Below are 17512 nucleotides of genomic sequence, written 5' to 3' on the forward strand. Positions count from 1 at the left end.
TCCGTTGTGGTCTTTCGGGATAAACCCTACTGGACGGTCGATACTACGGTATTATGAAGCTGTTGCTATTAGCAGAAGAGCCACCCGACAGACTAAACCTAAACCACCTTTCTCTGCCCCTGGGGCACGTATAGTTGGTTGCTGCGTAGCAGAGCATCAACCACCCGCACGAGTTTACGTGCGGTCAGAACCAAAGCACGGCGATGGTGGTGAGTGGAACTCTCTTTAAACTTACGGGCATAGAACTCGGCAAACCTGGGGTCCCATTTACGCACGCTGTCGGCGGCCATTACAAAGTAATAGCGCAGGTACACATTGCCGGTTTTCGTAAGCGGCGTGTCATCGGCTTCAAACTCGCCTGACTGGTGTTTCCGCCAGGTGAGGCCGGCAAACTTGGCGACTGCCTTCTCGTTGTCGAACCGGTGGATGTCGCCGATCTCGGCGATTATTCCGGCGGTACAGACAGGCCCCATGCCCGGCATCGACTGCAGAGTGTTCGGAAAGTGTGACAGTTCTTTCTCAATCGCCTTGTCAATACTCTTGACCTGCTGTTCCAGGGTACGGATGGTCTGCAAACTGGTGGCCAGGATCAGGTTCACCGGCTCCAGGAGGCTTCCGTGCAGCCTGTAAGCGCAGGCTGCGGCATGCTTTAAGGCCTTGGCCGTAGCTTCGGGGTTGGAGAAATGACTCTTTCCCTTCTCCATCAGGAAGTCAATTAACTCATCAAGCGGTCGTGCCGCAATCTCTTCCGGAGAAAGGAACTCGGTCAGGATCGCCTCCGAGGTGGCCCCGAAGATGTCGCTCAGCACCTTGTCCTGGCAGATGGTATTGAACTTCAGGAACAGGTTGGTCAGGAAGTAGTTCTTCTCCCGAGTGATGGTCTGGATCAGGTGGTAACGGAACCTGGTCAGCCGCTGGAGGGGCAGGTAGCGGAAGTCCACCTGGCAGCTCTCGGGCAGCCGTCCGAACCTGAGCCGGTCGGCGATCACCAGGCAGTCGAACCAGTCATCCTTTGGAATATCGACGTACTGTTTTCTGAAGTTGGCGATCACCTTGGGATTGAAGACGTACACCTGGGGGTGAAAGGAAGCCAGCAAAGGCTCACCGGCCAGGCGCATCTGCAGGTGCCAGCCATAGACAGAGGTGGACTCCATGCCGATCCGCAGGGAATCAACTTCGTTGGCGCCGCAGATCTCCACCAGGTACTTAACAAAGGACTCTGCACCCGGATCGTCGTTCTTGCAGCGAATGCGCTTGGCGATCTCCTCGCCCTCTGCGTCGAACATCCGGGCCTTGAAATCTTTCATGCTGACATCGATACCGACAAACAGTTTCATCAGTTTCACCCCCTCCCAGGGAGGAATTGTGCAAGATTATGCGGGGTCCCAGGCACCATAACCGGTCAACAGCCTCGCCGGAAACAACGCTTTCCTGTCAGGACCTTGTTCTATCCAACCTGCTACCATTGGACAGGATCTTGACAAGTTGCGCAACTTACGTGTCAGGGGTACAGGTTATGGGCTGGGGGTCAGGCTTTCTAAGAGGTCGGACCTCAAGGAGGACAACACCTACCCAGAACATAATCTCACGACTACATTTTGCCTGGAACACCGCCAAAAGTGAATACCCAATTTCCAGTTGTCAAGGAGCATTTTTGATCCAAGCCGGGCTTCTTTTAAGGGCTGGATCAATTGGTGTTACAAAAACTATCTTACGAGGAGGACTACAGGAACATCTTCTGCAACGAGTTTCCGCAGCTCCCCATAGAGGGCTTTTCTTTTCGCAACATCGGTCTCCCGAGCAGCATTCAACACCAGCCTGTCGGCCTCGGAACTCCTGTAACCAACCCCCCGAGCCCTATTCATCTGCCCGTCTGAATAAATCCAGCGGCCGAAGTAAAAATCAGGGTCACCGGTCATAAGGGTGTAGGGGGAAAGGCTCATATGATAGTTGCCGCTCTTCAATGCTTCGCTCCAGGCCCCAGCTTCCATCATCACGATCTCCACATCCAAGCCAAAATTTTTCAGCTCCGCTTGAATAATTTCAGCAATGGTTTTGTAAGGCCAGCGGTTGGCCAGAGCACTGCTGACAAGCCATCATCTACCTGACGGAACCCCAAAAACACATTAAGCAATTTCCCAATCTTTCACCTCCCAATAAAAAACCACGAAGAATCTACCCCTGCTGCAAGGCAGAAGACCTTCGTGGTCCTATTGCGTAGAAGATTCTTTATTTTCCGGATTACATTACTTGTAAGGCATTATTCGCCATAAAAGGCATATTTCCTCCAAAGCCTAATTCAATGATGCCTTGTTTACTTAAAGAGCACAACCACACCCAGCACCAAACAGGTCACTCCTTCCAGGACCACCAAATTGGCAATACCTGCTCTGCTGCCCAGGCGTGGACCGAAAAAGGAGACACTTAAGGGAAGATTACTGGACCAGAAGCTGAGAAAGTAATGGATGGATGAAGCCAGGAGCAAGGCAGTTATTGCCTCCACCGGGGTGACGATACCGGCCTTTAAAAAAGGCCCCAGAGTGCCGATACCGGCTACCATGCTGAGCATTCCGGTAGTGATCACGATCAGCACCGGGGCAGGGAGACCAAACCGGCGGAGAACAGGGTCTACAAGAGAAAGCCATGTTGTAACTGTCTCGGTCTGCATCAGGGTGATCACAAGAAAGGTAAGAGGAACAAATATGGCGACAAGGCGCCCAAAGCTGGGAAGGGATCCCTTTGCCGCATCAATGATCCTTTTACGAAGGGGATCGGAGGTCGGCTGGGGAAGTTGTTCAGACGAATGCCGAGCACTTTGAGGAGAAAGCAGCAACCTCCCCAAGAATAGCCCCACCAACCCAGCGCTGAAAAATACACCGAGGTACATCAGCAGATAAATCAGCCCCAGGCGCATGCCTAGGGCTCCCAAAACCACAGGAGCCATGTAGAAAACCATATTATATAATCCCTTAGGGAGATTGGAAACGAGAAAAAAGAGCACCACTTCTTTCATGTTGACAATACTGTTGTTTCTTAGTTCTGCAAGCATGGAATAGGCAGCAACCTCATTAACCAGACACAGGGTAAGGGGCGCATCAACCACTGAAGGCAGGTTGCCGAGGCGGGCCAGGGGGCGCATTACTCTCCCCAGCTGCCGGATCAGCGCAGTGTTCAAAGAAAGCCTTCCCAGGAAACAACCCAGAAACATCAAGGGAAGAACGCTTTTCCAGAGATCGAGAAGAACAGGCAGAGCAGCAATAATGGTCTTCATCTGATCACCTCAGACAAATAAACCACGAAAGCCCCCCCGTTTCAACAGGGTCACAGACCTCCGTGGCCTTGACAGGATAACTCCAGTTACCCGTTCTACACAGGACTTTTTATTCAACAGATAAAGCAAAAAATCCTGCAATATTTTTCATTCAATTGGACAGATCTTAAGAGCTTACTGCAAAACTAACAGATCGCAGAAGTGGTATGTTTTCTGTATGAGGGGGAAATCGATCAACGATAAAAAGGAAGCAGCTTCAAATGGAACCCCCACCACCCCAAAGGGTTTTGTATGAAGCTGCTTAACCTCACCAACCGACCAGCAGAACCGTCCCACCGCACTGAAGGCGCGGAAACCAATCTACTTTGTCACCATTATAAATAATGTAGCTGTATAGTTCCTGCGGTCGTAGTACCCCTCTTGAACATCATCATTATCTATGTATCTGACCAGCGCCAGATAAAAACCCGGTTTATCAAAGGTGAAGGCAGCCTTTCCTGCACCGTTCGTATCTTTTAGTTGGGGTTCATCCTTGTCGTCAGCCATACCGTTGATCAGGGCTACCTGGGTGCCGGCTGCAGGCGCCCCTTTATACTTGACTTGCAGCTCGATGGTATCCCCGACCTTCCAGGGCTTCCAGAAAAGAGGCAACAGCTCCAGATTGCCTCCCACAGCCTGCACCGCTCCTTCCAGGTCGTGCCCTACCGGAACAACAGCCCCGGCGTACTGGGTATAGGCGACCGACTCCAGGGGAAACTCACAGTCCTTTTTGGGGACATTCAAATATTGGCCGTCAACGGTTACCGTAAACACCCCCTCCGCTTCCACCACCGGTCTGTAAAAACCGGTTTGCTCGGGTATAAATGTGATCTTATAAGCTGTTTCCTCCGGCCCACCAATAGACAGCTCGCTTTTCTTCCCGTCGGGTTCAATAAGGTAGGATTTCAGTATCTCCTTCCGGCACAACCCATCGACCTTCATGTTGTGCCCCCATTTGAAGAGGAGTTCTACAGGTGAACAGCGATGCCCATGGCTGGACCTGAACTCCAGCCACCCCTCATGCCCCTGAACAACAAGGTGAGTAGTATCACGAAAACTTGTCATGTAACATTCCTCCTTCATTTTTATGCCCTGCCGGGCAACAAAGTCAAACTCCATTCTGTACAGCCAGTTAACCTTTATAACCCACATTTGAATTCAAAAAGTACCATTCTGTAGGAGTTATGACCACCCCTTCCACATCCTTGTGTACGGCTGTGATGATTTTGGGGTAGACCAGAAAGGCAAACGCTGCATCATCAATGAGGATCTGCTGCGCTTCCTTAGCTATGGTCTTTCTTTCCTCAGTGTCAAACGTAGACTGCAGCTTTCTACCCAGAGCATCAAGCTTCTCACTGCTGTAATGCCCGAAGTTATTATCCCCTCCTGTTAAAAAGACGGTTTCCAGCATGTACTGGGGATCCCCGGTAGGAGCGGTGCTGAAGCTATAAATAGCAGCATCAAAATCTCCACCCTTCATAGCCTCAGAAATGTTCTCAACATTGTTGATTTCGATCTTAATCCCGATATCTAATAATTGGCTCTGAATTGCTTCCATGATCACCGGCAATTCCGGCCTGCTCTTATAAGAAAGGAAGGTGTACTCAAGTTTCTTACCACCCTTCTGGCGGATGCCGTCACTCCCCCTTTTCCACCCCGCTTCGTCCAGAAGTCTCTTCGCCCCCGCAGGGTCGTAATGATATCCTTTCAATTCACTTCCCCCAAAGGGAAGCACCGGTGGAAAAGGACCTATGGCCGGAATGCCCGTCCCCGACATGACCTTTTGGGCAAGGTCATCCCTGTTGATGGCCATGTTGATCGCCTTCCGGACATTGATATCATCAAGGCCTGGCCTTTCCAGGTTGAAAACGAGCATGTGCACCCGCCCCGAAGACTCGCTTAATACCTTCAGTTCTTTATTCCTTTCCAGCAGCTCCACCTGTTCGGCAGGAATCTTATCTGCCACCTGGATTTCACCTGACTGCAGTGCCATTATCCGGGTGTTGGCATCGGGGATGTATTTAAACACAACCTCTTTTAACTCAGCCTTTTTACCCCAGTACTCTTCATTTCGGACCACCACCACACGCTCATCTCGCACATATTCCTTCAACTTGAACGGCCCGGTAAGAACAGGATTTTCCTTGAATTTATCCCCCATTTCCTCAGCGGCCTCGGCATCAACGATGGTAGCAAAGGGATCGGCCAGCGATGTCATAAAGGACGGGTTGGGGTTGTTGGTTTTGATAATAACCTCATTCCCTTGAGCTTCTATGGAAGCAATATCCAAAAGGCCAGGAGCCCTCTCATTAATCCCTATAGTGCGCTCCAGAGAGGCCTTCACAGCTGCCCCATCTAAAATTTTCCCGTTGTGAAACTTGACATTGTCCCTGATCTTAATCTTCCATGTCTTTTCATCAACCCTTGTCCAGGACTCGGCCAGCCAGGGCTCGATCTTCATTCCCTCACCGACTCTGACCAGGGTTTCTCCCATGCCGAATTCCATAGTATACCAACCGTTATACCCATCACCTGGGTCGAGGTTTGTACACCACTGCGCCCAACCTACGGTCAGGGGTTTGGTTTCCTTCTGTGAAGGAGCGGATGACCCTTTCCCGCATCCCGACGCCATCACTAAAAAAACCGCCAACGTCAAGAGAACAAGAACTTTTTTTGCCCTCATCGAATCTCCCCTTCAATCTGATCAATTTTTCACAGCCTTGACATACGCCCACGAATGAATTCGTGGGATTCTGGTTCATCGAAGGATGCCTGCCGATGCGGGGCTCACTCCTTCTCCCGCAAGTGTTGATGCCCCAACCCTGAGAATATTTATAGTCGTTGGTACACTGGTACTTGAGAATGTTTACAAATTGGCCGTGTCCGAGATCAGACCTGTCTGATATTTTCATGCTCTGTTGGTGCCGCCCCAGGCGGCGTGATGACAAGGCAATTGAGAAAGAACTGGCACACCTTCCGGACACTTCGCCACTTTTCACTATATTTGAGAAACACAACAGTCTCGATCTTAGATAAAAATATCATCACTCCATAGAACACAAAGAAGATCGCTAAGATCTGTCTCCAACCGATCCATCTGGAAGGGAAATTGAACGCACCCATTCTATCTGCGGTTTGTGCGGATCCGTCAGCCAACCAACATTGAGGCTATCAAATAACATCTGCCGTGGATCAGGAACCGGAAACACAGCCAGGAGCCCACTTGTGCCTCACAGCAATTCCCCCTCTACCCGTTCTCATCAGCAAAAGCAGGGGCTTCATCCTTTTTATTCAGGAACATTTCGGCATAATCTGCGTATCTGCCGGCGAAAACCGGCCGGGTAAACCACATCCCGCCATCACCGAGAATCACGGTCAATGGTTTGGCCCGCTCATAGTCCATCTCCCCAGCTTCATTGAAGAAGCGATCATCAGCCTCCAAATGAACCACTTTACCAATGACCAGTGAGTAGCGTTCACGCCTGATTTCTTCTACAAGCGTGCACTCTGCCCAGGCCAAACAACCTTCAACCCCGGGCGGTTTAACTGCCTGGGACGGACGCGGCTTCAAGCCAGCTTCTTCAAACTCATCAACTTCCGGTGGATAATTCCGGGAACAGATCATCACTGCCTCAGCGAGCTCGACAGGGGGAACATTGACAACAAACTCCCCTGTTTCGCGGATGTTGCTCAACGTGTCTCGCTTAATCCACGAAGCCAGGAGAAGGTCGTTAAAAGGCCTCAATATTGGAGTAATACATGACCAGGGGGCAACATTGCGCACCCCATCTTTTCCCACTGTGGAAATCAAAACCACTGGCAAAGGCATCACCTGTTCCCGCTTGCGCGGTGCCAAAACCCCCATTTCTTCTCCCTCCTAGATCAATTAAATTAATGAAAAAGACCACGAAGGCTCCCTTTCTTCAGAAAGGCGCAAGACCTTCATGGCCTGCTTTCTTGGAACAGCTTTAGATCCCTTTAAATTTATTTCGACACCGGACAGAAAATCCCTTCCAGAGCTACACAAAAAACTACCTCTGCAGGGAGCCTCTTTTGATCAAAAAAAGAAGCATTACTCCTCCTAAAAACACGGCCAAGCTACAGAACAAAAAGGCCAGTCTCAACCCTTTTAACTGGGAGAGCACCCCACCTAGAAAAGCACCGCCGACCAGGGCAGCCATCCGAAAAACCGTTAAAACACCCAAACTGCCAGCAGTGTCCCTTGGAAACAGCTCAGTCAACCTCACCGTAAGCGGAACAGAGGCTAGGGCCTGGGTGAGCCCTAGAATCCCCGCGAGCACACCTGCCCAGATGATGTTCCGAGCCAGAGCCAGAGCAGCAAAAACAACCCCGCTCCCCAACAGTCCCAGAAGCAAGGGACGCAACCACCCAAAGGAGTCTGTAAGATACCCCACCCATAAGACAGCCAGGCTGTAACTGACAAAATAGACAGTGATAACAAAGCCGACAATTTTCTCAGAAGGAACCAACTCGTAAAAGAAGACTTGCAAGAAGGCATTGCAGAAACCTACTGTGAGAGCAGGGAAAACAGCCAGCAAGGAGAGCAAGTAGACCAACCAGTTTTTCATGAGGCACACAGACCTGCCTTGCTTACCGGAAGGCTCATCACGTTCCACAGGCAACGAAGCCAGGAAACCCATCCCCATCACTGCTGCTCCAATTAAAAAGACGCTTTTAATCCCCAGGGGATCGATAAGTAAACCCGCAAACAAAGGTGTTATGGCAAACCCAAGATTGGCGAGGCACTGGTAGGCACCAACCGCCTGCCCCTTCTTCTGAGCCATTCGAGCCACGTACGCCGTACCAATGGTAAAACTTAAGGCTTCACTTACTCCCTGGAGGCACCTGAAACCAATAAGCTGCCAGGGGTGCTTGGAGAAGGCATAGGCCACCGGGGTCAGTGGAAGCAGGGCAAACCCAGCACAGGCAAAGCATTTCCTCCCCAACCTGTCAGCTAGCAGCCCCAGGGGGAGGACTGCCAGGGCCCAAGAAATCTCAAGCCCAGCGAAGAGCAACCCTGCTTCAAGATAACTTGCTCCCAATTGGCGAGCGTAAATAGAAAGAAAGGGAACCACAAAGCCCTGTCCCGAAAGGGCCAAAAAAATCGCGATACTGAACAGAGTGATATTGCGTTCCCTAAGCATCCCTGGTTCCCCTTCCCGCCTCAAGCATTTCCTTCAAGCCTTCGCCCAGAAAATTCACTGCCAACACAGTAAAAATGATGGCCAGCCCCGGAAAGAGAACTGTCCACCAAACCCCGACCATCAAGTCATCCATTTCCTCCATGATGATGTTTCCCCAGCTTGGTTGGTGTGGAGGGATACCAAGGCCAAGGAAGCTCAAGGTTGACTCTGCAAGAACGGCCTGGGCCACACTGAAGGTGGCAGCCACAAGAGCAGGAGCGAGCACATTCGGCAAAATATGAAAGATGACAAGGTACCACCCTGTAGCACCAAGGGCCTGCGCGGCCAGCACAAACTCTCTTTCCCGCAGCGAGAGGGTTTCGCTCCGGATCACCCGCGCTGTGGCCGTCCAACCAGTAAGGGCTAAAACCAGAACCACACTGAGAAAGCCTGGTTTTAAAAAGGCAAGGAGGACAATGTAAACAACGATATCTGGTAATGAATTAAAAACATCTACACAGCGCATCAAGATGTTGTCCAGAACGCCTCCCCAATACCCAGAGACAAGGCCGATAGCGACCCCCAACATTGTAGTGATTGCGGCCACGAGGAACCCAACCACCAGAGAAACCCGAGCTCCGTAAAGGCACCGGCTCAGGACATCGCGTCCGAGGTCGTCTGTCCCAAAGGGGTGCTCCCAAGAAGGAGCTTGACTGACCCTGGTAAGGCAAACTTTTCCAGGATCATCAGGAGAAATTAGGGGGGCAAAGACAGCCAAGAGCAACACCATAAAAAGAAAGCAAGCACCAAAGACAAACTTCTTCAGCACTCAGCTCTCACCACCATACCTCACCCTGGGATCAACAACAGCATAAGCAACGTCGGCAAGAAGGTTGCCCAGGACAACAAAGGTGCTTATTAAGAGAACAAGCCCCATCAGAACAGGGTAATCAGCCCGAAGAGCGCTTTCTACCAACAAACGGCCTACTCCCGGCCAGGCAAAGATTGTTTCGATGACCACACTCCCCCCAACGAGATGAGGAAAAGCCATACCTAAAAGGGTCAAAAAGGGCAGGAGGGCGTTGCGAAGAGCATGCCGTAAGAGGACAGCCCTCTCCGTAAGGCCCTTCGCCCTTGCCACCAGAATAAAGTCGGAGGTGAGCACTTCCAGCAAACTTGACCTAAGGAACCTCGAATACCAGGGAACAGTAGTTAGCGCAAGCACGAGAGACGGTAAAGCAAGGTGGTGAAGGAACCCCATGAGAGAAAAAGCAGCCTCCCGGGTATAACCGGTCCCGCATACAGGAAAAATATTTAGCTTGAGAGAAAAGGCGTAGATCAGGATCAGGGCGAGCCAGAAGTTTGGAGTAGCGTAAAGAGCGAAACCGAGGGCTGTAAACGCGTGGTCAAGAAGCGATCCCGCCTTTTTTGCAGATACCACTCCGAAATAAATACTGATAACCACAATGAGGAGGTAGCTTATTCCCATGAGTGCCAGTGTAGCCTGCAGGTGCTCCCCAATAACCTCGGCCACTGGCTCCCCAGTAAGCTGAGATCTTCCTAAATTACCATGGAGGAGCTGCCCCAACCAAACAAGGTATTGAACAGGCAAAGGCTTGTCCAGACCCCAGGAAGCCCGGAGCCGCGCCCGGTCTTGTGGAGAGAGTAATCCAGCTTCTTCTTTGCCCAGGTAAAGTTCAACAGGATCAATGGGTGAAAGATGAATGATCAGAAAAGCAAGGATGCTGATCCCGAAAAGGAGGGGGAGAACTTGGCTCCCCCTCCTCAAGAGATAACTTCGCAAACCCATTGTCGGCTCTCCTTTCGGCTACTACTCCAAGCTCCACTCTTCCAGGTTCCACCAAATCCCTTCGGTCAAGTAACCACTGTGGCCTTCAGGATGAATTTTGATTCCCTTAATCCTCTTGCTACAAAGATAAGTATGATCCATGAAGGCGATGAACACCATCGGCTGCTCCTCGGCCAAGATCTCCTGCAGCTTCCCGTAGATCTCCCGGCGCTTTTGTTTATCCATGGTCGCCCGCCCCTTTTCGAGAAGCTCGTCAACCGTTCCGTTCCGGAAGCAGGTAGGGTTCCACCAGCCTTGGCCTATAAACTCCGAATGCCAGATGGGATATTGATCATCAGGGTCGTACACTGTTGCAAAGAAAAAGAGGGTGGCATCCTGATACATGCGCGGCTTGATCTGCTCCCAACTCAGCCCGGCCAGCTCCACATCTATGCCGACTTCTCTCAAATCTGTTCTCACGGCAGTGCAGATGTCTTTACGTAAGACATCGTCTGCCGGATACATCAAGATGAAGCAGAGAGGTTCTCCGTTTTTATCCAGAATCCCATCACCATCAGTGTCCTCCCAGCCGGAAGCAGCCAGCAGAGTCTTTGCCTTTTCCAGGTCAGGGCTGTATCTTTTGGCTTTAGGGTTGAAGGCCCAGTGGTTGCTCCGGAAGGGGATGCTGGTGGGCTCTCCTTTGCCCTCGAGAACATTATCAACAATAGCCTGCTTGTCGATGGCATAAGCAATGGCCTGCCGAAGGTTTCGGTCGCGGAAGAGCGGGTTTTCATAGGGAAGAGCAATACCGCACCACTCACCTGTGGGCACAGTAAATACTTGGACTTCACTGCTTTCAGCCTTCGACGCCAGCTTTGGAGGCAGGAAAGCCCCATCAACCTCACCTTTGACTATCTGGAGAAGACGGGTGTTTTCATCCGGAATGAAAGTAACTACGACCCTATCGACCTCCGGCTTCCCCAGGAAGTAATCAGGGTTTGCCTCCATGACCAGCCTCTCTCCTTTTTTCCACTCTACAAATTTAAAAGGACCAGTGCCCACGGGGTTGTGGTTGAACTCGGCAGTCTTGATGTCTTTTCCATCCAGAAGGTGCTTGGGAACAATCCCTACTACCAGCTTCTCTAGAAAAGGAGCATAGGGTTTGGAAAGCTGGATTCTTAAGGTGTAGTCATCAACAACATCGATTTTCTCCACCAACTCAAAGTAGGGCTTGAGGGGAGATGCCACCTCGGGGTCGAGGATCTTCTCGTAGGTGAACTTTACATCATCAGCAGTAAATTCCTTCCCATCATGCCACTTCACCGCTCTGCGCAAATGGAAAGTGTAGATCTTTCCGTCAGAAGAGACCTTCCAGGACTCGGCCAGGTCCGGAACCACATTGAGAGATCTTCGTCAAACTTTACCAGACCATTGAAAAACTTGGAGCCTCCATATTTGCCGTAGCCTAGGATGGGGTTTAAATTGTCGTCCTCATATTTCGGGGGGCAATTACCAGAGTGCTCTCCCTGACCTGTGGAGCTGTTCCAGGCTCCTGTTTCCCACAGCCTGCAAGCAGGCTTGTCAGCATGACTACAAGCAACAAAATCCCCGTCAGCAAGAAAAACCTTTTCCCAGGCTTCATCATTCTGCCCTCCCTCTCTGCCTTCTCAAAAAATTACACTCTTCAATGTTCCCTTCATCAGGTAATCATGTCTTTCACCCCCCTTATCAATTCCTTCCTAGCTGGCCTGGTAGGAAATACGTGTTCGCCTGGAACACCGTGGAACCAACGGGACTCTGGCCCCTCTTCTTGCCCGGCGTATCCTAAGAGCACGAACCCCAAGACCGCAAAGGAAATGCAGAACACCGGAGGAAGGTACCACCACCAGTAGCCATTGACGATCCCCCCGTGGGTGAAGGCGTAGTGAAGCATCATCCCCCAGCTCTTTTGCGTCGGGTCGCCAAGCCCCAAGAAACTGAGCCCCGCTTCCGTGAGCATAGCACCGGCTACCGCCAGGGAAGCCTTGGCAAAAACGACCTCTGAGGTATTTGGAAGAATGTGCCGGAGCATGATGTAGAAACTGCCGGCACCCAAGGCGCGGGCACTCCTGACAAAGGGCATTTCCCTGATCTGCAATACTCTTGAGCGAACCACGCGGGCCGTCCCCGCCCAGCCCAAAAGGGAGATGGTGATGATGATGTTCCAAATGCTGGGCTTGAGGTAAGCCACCAGCACGATCACCAGCGGTAAAGTGGGGATCAGGAAAAAGAGATCGGCAAAGCGCATCAGCAGCTCATCCAGGGTTCCCCGCAGATAACCTGCCGCAAGCCCTACCAGGGTACCGATGACAGTAGCCAGAAAGGCGGCAAAGAAACCGATAAACAGGGAGATCCTGGTGCTGTAAATCAACTCGCTCAAGAGATCCTGCCCGATGTCGTTGGTACCCAGAAGATGCTCTCCCCCTGGCGGCAGGTACGGAGTGCCCAGTGCCCAGGGATCATGAGGGGATAAAAAAGGAGCAAAAATCGCTGTCACCAAAAAAAGCAGCAGGATGACAAGCCCCAAAACAGCAAGCCTGTTTTTAAGCACGGTTCTCCCCCTCCTTGACCCGGGGATCAATCAAGGCGTAGACGAGGTCAGCCAGGAAATTGGCCAAGATCACGCAAAAAGTCAAAACCAGGAAACATCCCTGGAGCATGGGGTAGTCCCTGGAGACTACCGCATCATAGATTAACGTGCCCATCCCCTGCCAGGAAAAGACCACTTCCACAAGTAAAGCCCCAGCCAACAGGAATCCGAAGTCAAGAGCCACCACGGTCACCAGCGGCGGCAGGGCATTGCGGAAAATGTGCCTGAAGAGAACCTGCCTGTCTCTTAAACCCTTTGCAAAAGCAGTCAGCACGTATTCCTCTTTCCTTACCTGGGCCACAGAGTTGCGCATGATGATGTAGTTGTAGGCACCGTTGTGGATAACCAGAACCGTCAGGGGAAGGCACATGTGCCACAAGATATCAACCAGCCTGGAAGGGCCGGAAAGACCCCCGCTGACCATCCCACCTAAAGGAAAGAGGTCGAGGTAAAAGGCGAAAATCAGGAGCAGCAGCATCCCGAAGCAGTAGGTAGGCACTGTGTAAAAGAACAGGAGCACAGGAGTAAAGATGAAGTCAACTTTCTGGCCCTTCCTCCATCCCGCCAGAGTTCCCAGATAAGCCCCTAAAATGGCAGCCAGAATAATCGCCGGCAGGAGCAGGACAAGCGTCCACTTGATGCGGAAGAGGATCACCTTGAAAACAGGCTGCCCGTATTGATAGGACCAGCCAAAGTCCCCTTTCAGGCAGTTGGCAAGATAAATGCCGTACTGAACGGGCAAGGGCTTGTCCAGTCCGTACCTGGCTTTCAACTCCTCCAAGGTCTCAGGTTCATGAACGTAGAGATACTGGTAGTTTTCCTCACCCAAGAGATGAACCAGAGGATCTCCGGGCATGAAGCGGATCAGAAAAAAGTTTAAAGTGATCACGCAGAAAAAAGCTAATAAATACCAGACCAACCTCAAGGATAAGTAAAATCTCCTCATCAGCTACTCCCTGACACCCCCAAAAGAAAAAACCACAGAAATTCTCCTTTCCTGCCTTCGTGGCAAGAATGAAAACCTCCGTGGTTTTGATGCTCTGCCCTGATTTTCCCGCGCGCGTCCCTTCACGAGACACCTTCTGCTTTCAACCTATTCGACAAGAATAAGGCAATTCCTGCTGAAAGATAAGTTTTTGATTAAAATGGCGATTTATGGGCAAATGTGTTAAACCCCAAACCACCTTCAGGCAACTACCCTTGACAGGAACTGACGTAAGGATTATATTCAGGTGTAAGGAGGAATTTAAATGTTAAGAGCAAGGTTAACCAGTAAGGGACAGGTAACAATACCCGTAATCGTCCGCCGCAAGCTTAACCTGCAACCGGGAGACGAGCTCGTGTTCGATCTCGACCCGGGCGGGGAAGTTAAGATAAGGGTCCTGAAGCGCAAACGCTTAACTGAGCTCTATGCCTCCCTGCCCGCGAAGAGACCTTACCCCGGCAAGGCAGAAGTCCGGGAAGAGGTGGCTGGTGGACTCGCCCGGCAGATACTGGACAAGGGGAAAGAAACGTAATGGTCTATTTGTGGGTTGATGCCAACGTTGTCTTGCGCTTTCTCACCGGCGACCCACCCGAAATGGCCGCTCAAGCCCTGGAGCTAATGAGCCGTGCTGAAAAAGGAGAAATCGGCTTGCGGGTATCTCACCTGGTAGTAGCCGAAATCGTCTGGGTGCTGTCTTCTTTTTACAGGTATGCCAAAAGCCAGATCGCCGAAACCTTAATCTCCTTTCTCAGTGCCGACGGAATTTACCCTGAAAACCCCGCCTTGCTTATCCAGGCCCTGCAAGATATGGCGGAAAAAAACGTCGACTTCGCAGATGCCTACCTTGCCGCGCTGGCCCGAGCACAGGAAGAAAGTATCTGTTCCTTTGACAATGATTTTGAAAAGAAGTTAAATGTCGGATGGGTTACCCCGCCAGGAGATGGGTAACCGACCCAATCTAGCTGCATGTCAAGACCCGCTTCAGATAAACCTGAATTCCCTGCTCCCTAACCGCCCCTCCATGGCCAAGAGCAGGAAACAAAGACATCAGCAGAACAAAAACCATCAAAAAGGAAATGCCCTTCAGGGAAAAACTTTTCTTCATCAAAATCCCCTTCAAACCTTCTTGATCTTTTGGATTAAATTCTCACGGCTAGCCTTGATACTCGCTTTTGTAGCAACCCAAGAGGGTCCTCTTTAGCGTGAAGATCGCAAGCAAGAGGCAGAAGGCCGACAACACAAAAGGGTAGTGAGGGTTCAGCTTGAATAACCTGCCTCCCACAACTAAACTCAACGCCCCTTCAGCAGCCACCAACGTGGAAAGCACACCAAACAAGGTGGCCCTGTGCTGCTGGTCGGTCAAGTCAGCCAAAACCACTTTGTGGAGATAAAGAGCTACGGAGATCCCGCTCAAGACCAGAATGGTGCTCAAGATCGCTACAGCCGCCAGCTCGTGAAAGGCAACTAAGATGAGCGAGCTTAGAAGTATCACCGTGAGCACCAAGACTAACACCAGCACTCGGTTAAGCCTGTCTGCGAACGGCCCCAACAGCAATTGGGTGATTAAGTAGACCCCATTGGCAATACCGTAAGCTACTGCCACCACGCTGTCGCTCACTCCCGCCACATGCACAAGGTAGAGCACATAGTAAGTGGTCAGCATTCCCGCAGCCGGGGTGTAGAGCAGATAGTAAGCCACAAACAGCCGCAGTACAGGGGATGAGCTTCTGGCAGCACAGGCCAGCTGACGGAAGAGATGGCTCAGGCTGAAAACTGACTTTTGCTCAGACCGGTTGCTATCTTTGAGCCTCACCCAGAAGAGGATCGCCACCACCAGGGCCAAACCAATGTAAATGAGGAAACCGAGCCTCGTCCCCTGGTAGACTCCCAGCTGATGCACAACCGCACCCACAACAAAAGAGGAAACGATGGTGGCTCCAGTTACGGCGAGCCAGTTTAAGGAGTATATCCTCCCCCGCTCTTTATTGGCCGTGTGGTCTGCCATCACTGCATCGAGTGCCGGCAGAGCAGCTACCCGAATCCCCAGCAGGCACATCCCAACCAAGACCCAGACCCAGTTTCTTGCGAGGAGAAAGAGACTCAGGATCAAGGGGAAAAAACAGTGAGTGAGGACAATAAACCGTTTTCTCCCGATCTTGTCGGCAACATATCCCCCTACCAGCCCGAAGGAAAGCAGCACATAATCTACCGCCATTATCCCTCCGACAACCTGGGGAGTGGCCCCCAACGCCTCGAGATATCGGGTAAACAGCGGGTTTACCAGACCCGCGCCCATTGCAATCAGAATATTAGCCAGAATTAAGGTCCCTGGTATTCCTCGTAAGGTACCGAATATTTGCTTGTAATCAGTGCAGGTGGTACGTAGAGACGCGACTACACGATTGATTCACCGGCCCCCCTCTTGTCTTTTTAAAACATGGTAGCAGGTAAAATCCTCAGCGTAGAAATCTGCAGTGTGCAGGACCGCCAGAGCCCGACAGTAACCTGCACATACTTTTTTGAGAGAACAGGTTGCACAAGCTCCTTTGAGTAAGTCGGGGTCAAATTCCCGGAATGTCTTCATAACAGGAGCTTCTTTCCAGATTTCCTCAAATTTCTGCTTTTTTATGTTGCCGGCATAAAAAACCATATTTTCGCACGGACTCACCACACCGTTTGATTTAACGAGACACCACGTCTTGCCACAAGGGCATAAAATGTTCCCTTGTTGCAAATACTTATTGTAGGCCTCATCCGTTAGGGAGGCACAGGGGTCTGCTAAGACTTCAATTTGGTCTCTGTATTTCTCCTTGATCTTTTTCCCGGTCAGGTGGAAGGAACGCATCCCCTCTGCATTGAGCATCAGTTCTTCCTTATAGCCCATCCCCCTACCGGCCGGGAAAAAGCGGACAAAACCCAGCTTCCTCGCCCCCATGCTGACCGCGAGGTCTGCTATCTTCTCAAGTTCTCCAACGTTTCGCCTGGTCACGGTAGTCCGCACGGCCACACTGACTCCTTCCTCAGCGAGCAACCTTACGGACTCTAAAACAGCCTCATATGTCCCATCCCCCCTTAAATATTCATGGTTTTCTTTTAAGCCATCCAGGCTGACCTGGACGTGCTTCAGGCCCAAGCTGCCCAGCCTCTTGGCGGTTTCCCGATCGACAAGGGTCCCATTGGTTATCAAAACAACCGAAAAATCCAGGCCCTTGGCATATTCGATGATCTCAAACAAATCGGGCCGCAGCAAAGGCTCACCACCGCTGAATTCCACCTCCACTGTGCCCACCTGAGATGGTTCCCTGAGCAACCGCTTGACCTCATCCAGACTCAGCTCATTCTCCAGCTTCTCCCCGGCGCTGGCATAGCAGTGGCGGCACCTGAGGTTGCACTGGTTGGTCAGCTCCACGGTCACCACCAATGGTGTATAAATTTGCCCACCCCCTAAATAAAAAACCGCGAAGATCCTCCTTGCCTTCACGGCAGGTAGAAACCTTCGCGGTTTCTCTTCTTACATATTCTGTTGTTTCATGGTTTTACATCACTATTGCTTTTTGTCAAAATATATCACAATATATCACAAAACACCACTAGTAAAAAGCCTCCCCTCGCCCCAATGTGCAGGCGAAATTTGGATAAATCTCTTGATTCCTGG

General features: G+C 51.2%; 18 protein-coding genes. 2 read left to right on the forward strand and 16 right to left on the reverse strand.

The genetic code is table 11. The features are described from left to right. Window positions 1–98: 98 nt before the first annotated feature. The 13 genes from TPH_RS12355 to TPH_RS12410 all read right to left on the reverse strand — a co-directional run bounded on the left by TPH_RS12355 (window position 99) and on the right by TPH_RS12410 (window position 13797). Window positions 99–1337, reverse strand: a complete 1239-nt coding sequence (locus tag TPH_RS12355; RefSeq protein WP_015051527.1) for an IS110 family RNA-guided transposase — start codon at window positions 1335–1337, stop codon at window positions 99–101. Window positions 1338–1706: 369 nt separating this feature from the next. Continuing rightward, complete coding sequence (locus tag TPH_RS12360; protein ID WP_148275915.1) at window positions 1707–2078, reverse strand: ABC transporter substrate-binding protein; 372 nt, start codon at window positions 2076–2078, stop codon at window positions 1707–1709. Between the two features lie 236 nt (window positions 2079–2314). Next, window positions 2315–3271, reverse strand: a complete 957-nt coding sequence (locus tag TPH_RS12365) for a nucleoside recognition domain-containing protein (protein ID WP_015051529.1) — start codon at window positions 3269–3271, stop codon at window positions 2315–2317. A 360-nt stretch (window positions 3272–3631) separates the two neighbouring features. Continuing rightward, the gene (locus TPH_RS12370; RefSeq protein ID WP_015051530.1) at window positions 3632–4375 is read right to left on the reverse strand and encodes a DUF4198 domain-containing protein; all 744 of its coding nucleotides are present in this window, start codon (window positions 4373–4375) and stop codon (window positions 3632–3634) included. 67 nt (window positions 4376–4442) lie between these two features. Further along, a complete protein-coding gene (locus TPH_RS12375) occupies window positions 4443–5993 on the reverse strand; it encodes an ABC transporter substrate-binding protein (RefSeq protein ID WP_015051531.1) in 1551 nt (516 codons plus the stop codon). A gap of 564 nt (window positions 5994–6557) precedes the next feature. Beyond that, entirely contained in the window at window positions 6558–7175 is a 618-nt protein-coding gene (locus TPH_RS12380; RefSeq protein ID WP_015051532.1) for a flavin reductase family protein, read from the reverse strand. A 166-nt stretch (window positions 7176–7341) separates the two neighbouring features. Continuing rightward, window positions 7342–8475 carry an MFS transporter gene (locus TPH_RS12385; protein WP_015051533.1) on the reverse strand — a complete coding sequence of 378 codons (1134 nt, stop codon included), beginning with the start codon at window positions 8473–8475 and terminating at the stop codon, window positions 7342–7344. Further along, the gene (locus TPH_RS12390) at window positions 8468–9283 is read right to left on the reverse strand and encodes an ABC transporter permease (protein WP_015051534.1); all 816 of its coding nucleotides are present in this window, start codon (window positions 9281–9283) and stop codon (window positions 8468–8470) included. Before TPH_RS12390 ends, TPH_RS12385 begins: the two co-directional genes overlap by 8 nt. Beyond that, on the reverse strand, window positions 9284–10264 hold the full coding sequence (locus TPH_RS12395) for an ABC transporter permease (protein ID WP_015051535.1): 981 nt from the start codon (window positions 10262–10264) through the stop codon (window positions 9284–9286). A 21-nt stretch (window positions 10265–10285) separates the two neighbouring features. Continuing rightward, window positions 10286–11641 (reverse strand): ABC transporter substrate-binding protein, encoded by a 1356-nt coding sequence (locus TPH_RS12400; RefSeq protein ID WP_015051536.1) that lies wholly within the window; start codon window positions 11639–11641, stop codon window positions 10286–10288. 79 nt (window positions 11642–11720) lie between these two features. After that, a complete protein-coding gene (locus TPH_RS15480; RefSeq protein WP_015051537.1) occupies window positions 11721–11888 on the reverse strand; it encodes a hypothetical protein in 168 nt (55 codons plus the stop codon). Between the two features lie 54 nt (window positions 11889–11942). Further along, entirely contained in the window at window positions 11943–12833 is an 891-nt protein-coding gene (locus tag TPH_RS12405; protein WP_015051538.1) for an ABC transporter permease, read from the reverse strand. Next, window positions 12826–13797, reverse strand: coding sequence for an ABC transporter permease (locus tag TPH_RS12410; protein ID WP_201764454.1), 972 nt, complete (start codon window positions 13795–13797; stop codon window positions 12826–12828). Before TPH_RS12410 ends, TPH_RS12405 begins: the two co-directional genes overlap by 8 nt. A 325-nt stretch (window positions 13798–14122) precedes the next feature. On the opposite strand from TPH_RS12410, the gene TPH_RS12415 reads away from it, so the two are divergent. Together TPH_RS12415 and TPH_RS12420 are read left to right on the forward strand one after the other, a co-directional pair. After that, window positions 14123–14389, forward strand: a complete 267-nt coding sequence (locus TPH_RS12415; RefSeq protein ID WP_015051540.1) for an AbrB/MazE/SpoVT family DNA-binding domain-containing protein — start codon at window positions 14123–14125, stop codon at window positions 14387–14389. Further along, the gene (locus TPH_RS12420) at window positions 14389–14805 is read left to right on the forward strand and encodes a PIN domain-containing protein (RefSeq protein ID WP_015051541.1); all 417 of its coding nucleotides are present in this window, start codon (window positions 14389–14391) and stop codon (window positions 14803–14805) included. The genes TPH_RS12415 and TPH_RS12420 overlap by 1 nt, the downstream gene beginning before the upstream one ends. A 10-nt stretch (window positions 14806–14815) precedes the next feature. Here TPH_RS12420 and TPH_RS15485 read toward each other — a convergent pair whose 3' ends face one another. From TPH_RS15485 to TPH_RS12430, 3 genes are read right to left on the reverse strand one after another with little or no spacing between them, the layout of a single operon-like run. Continuing rightward, a complete protein-coding gene (locus TPH_RS15485; protein ID WP_015051542.1) occupies window positions 14816–14962 on the reverse strand; it encodes a hypothetical protein in 147 nt (48 codons plus the stop codon). A 48-nt stretch (window positions 14963–15010) separates the two neighbouring features. Next, the gene (locus TPH_RS12425) at window positions 15011–16264 is read right to left on the reverse strand and encodes an MFS transporter (protein WP_330216596.1); all 1254 of its coding nucleotides are present in this window, start codon (window positions 16262–16264) and stop codon (window positions 15011–15013) included. After that, a complete protein-coding gene (locus tag TPH_RS12430) occupies window positions 16265–17338 on the reverse strand; it encodes a radical SAM/SPASM domain-containing protein (RefSeq protein WP_015051544.1) in 1074 nt (357 codons plus the stop codon). Window positions 17339–17512 lie beyond the last annotated feature (174 nt).

The organism is Thermacetogenium phaeum DSM 12270, assembly GCF_000305935.1.
GTDB lineage: Bacteria > Bacillota > DSM-12270 > Thermacetogeniales > Thermacetogeniaceae > Thermacetogenium > Thermacetogenium phaeum.

What these genes read in the sequence shown, in the direction of transcription:
- TPH_RS12355 (WP_015051527.1), bottom strand. Translation starts at nt 1,337, where the DNA reads ATGAAACTGTTTGTCGGTATCGATGTCAGCATGAAAGATTTCAAGGCC.
- TPH_RS12420 (WP_015051541.1), top strand. Translation starts at nt 14,389, where the DNA reads ATGGTCTATTTGTGGGTTGATGCCAACGTTGTCTTGCGCTTTCTCACC.
- TPH_RS12380 (WP_015051532.1), bottom strand. Translation starts at nt 7,175, where the DNA reads ATGGGGGTTTTGGCACCGCGCAAGCGGGAACAGGTGATGCCTTTGCCA.
- TPH_RS12395 (WP_015051535.1), bottom strand. Translation starts at nt 10,264, where the DNA reads ATGGGTTTGCGAAGTTATCTCTTGAGGAGGGGGAGCCAAGTTCTCCCC.
- TPH_RS12370 (WP_015051530.1), bottom strand. Translation starts at nt 4,375, where the DNA reads ATGACAAGTTTTCGTGATACTACTCACCTTGTTGTTCAGGGGCATGAG.
- TPH_RS15485 (WP_015051542.1), bottom strand. Translation starts at nt 14,962, where the DNA reads ATGAAGAAAAGTTTTTCCCTGAAGGGCATTTCCTTTTTGATGGTTTTT.
- TPH_RS12415 (WP_015051540.1), top strand. Translation starts at nt 14,123, where the DNA reads ATGTTAAGAGCAAGGTTAACCAGTAAGGGACAGGTAACAATACCCGTA.
- TPH_RS15480 (WP_015051537.1), bottom strand. Translation starts at nt 11,888, where the DNA reads ATGATGAAGCCTGGGAAAAGGTTTTTCTTGCTGACGGGGATTTTGTTG.
- TPH_RS12365 (WP_015051529.1), bottom strand. Translation starts at nt 3,271, where the DNA reads ATGAAGACCATTATTGCTGCTCTGCCTGTTCTTCTCGATCTCTGGAAA.
- TPH_RS12385 (WP_015051533.1), bottom strand. Translation starts at nt 8,475, where the DNA reads ATGCTTAGGGAACGCAATATCACTCTGTTCAGTATCGCGATTTTTTTG.
- TPH_RS12375 (WP_015051531.1), bottom strand. Translation starts at nt 5,993, where the DNA reads ATGAGGGCAAAAAAAGTTCTTGTTCTCTTGACGTTGGCGGTTTTTTTA.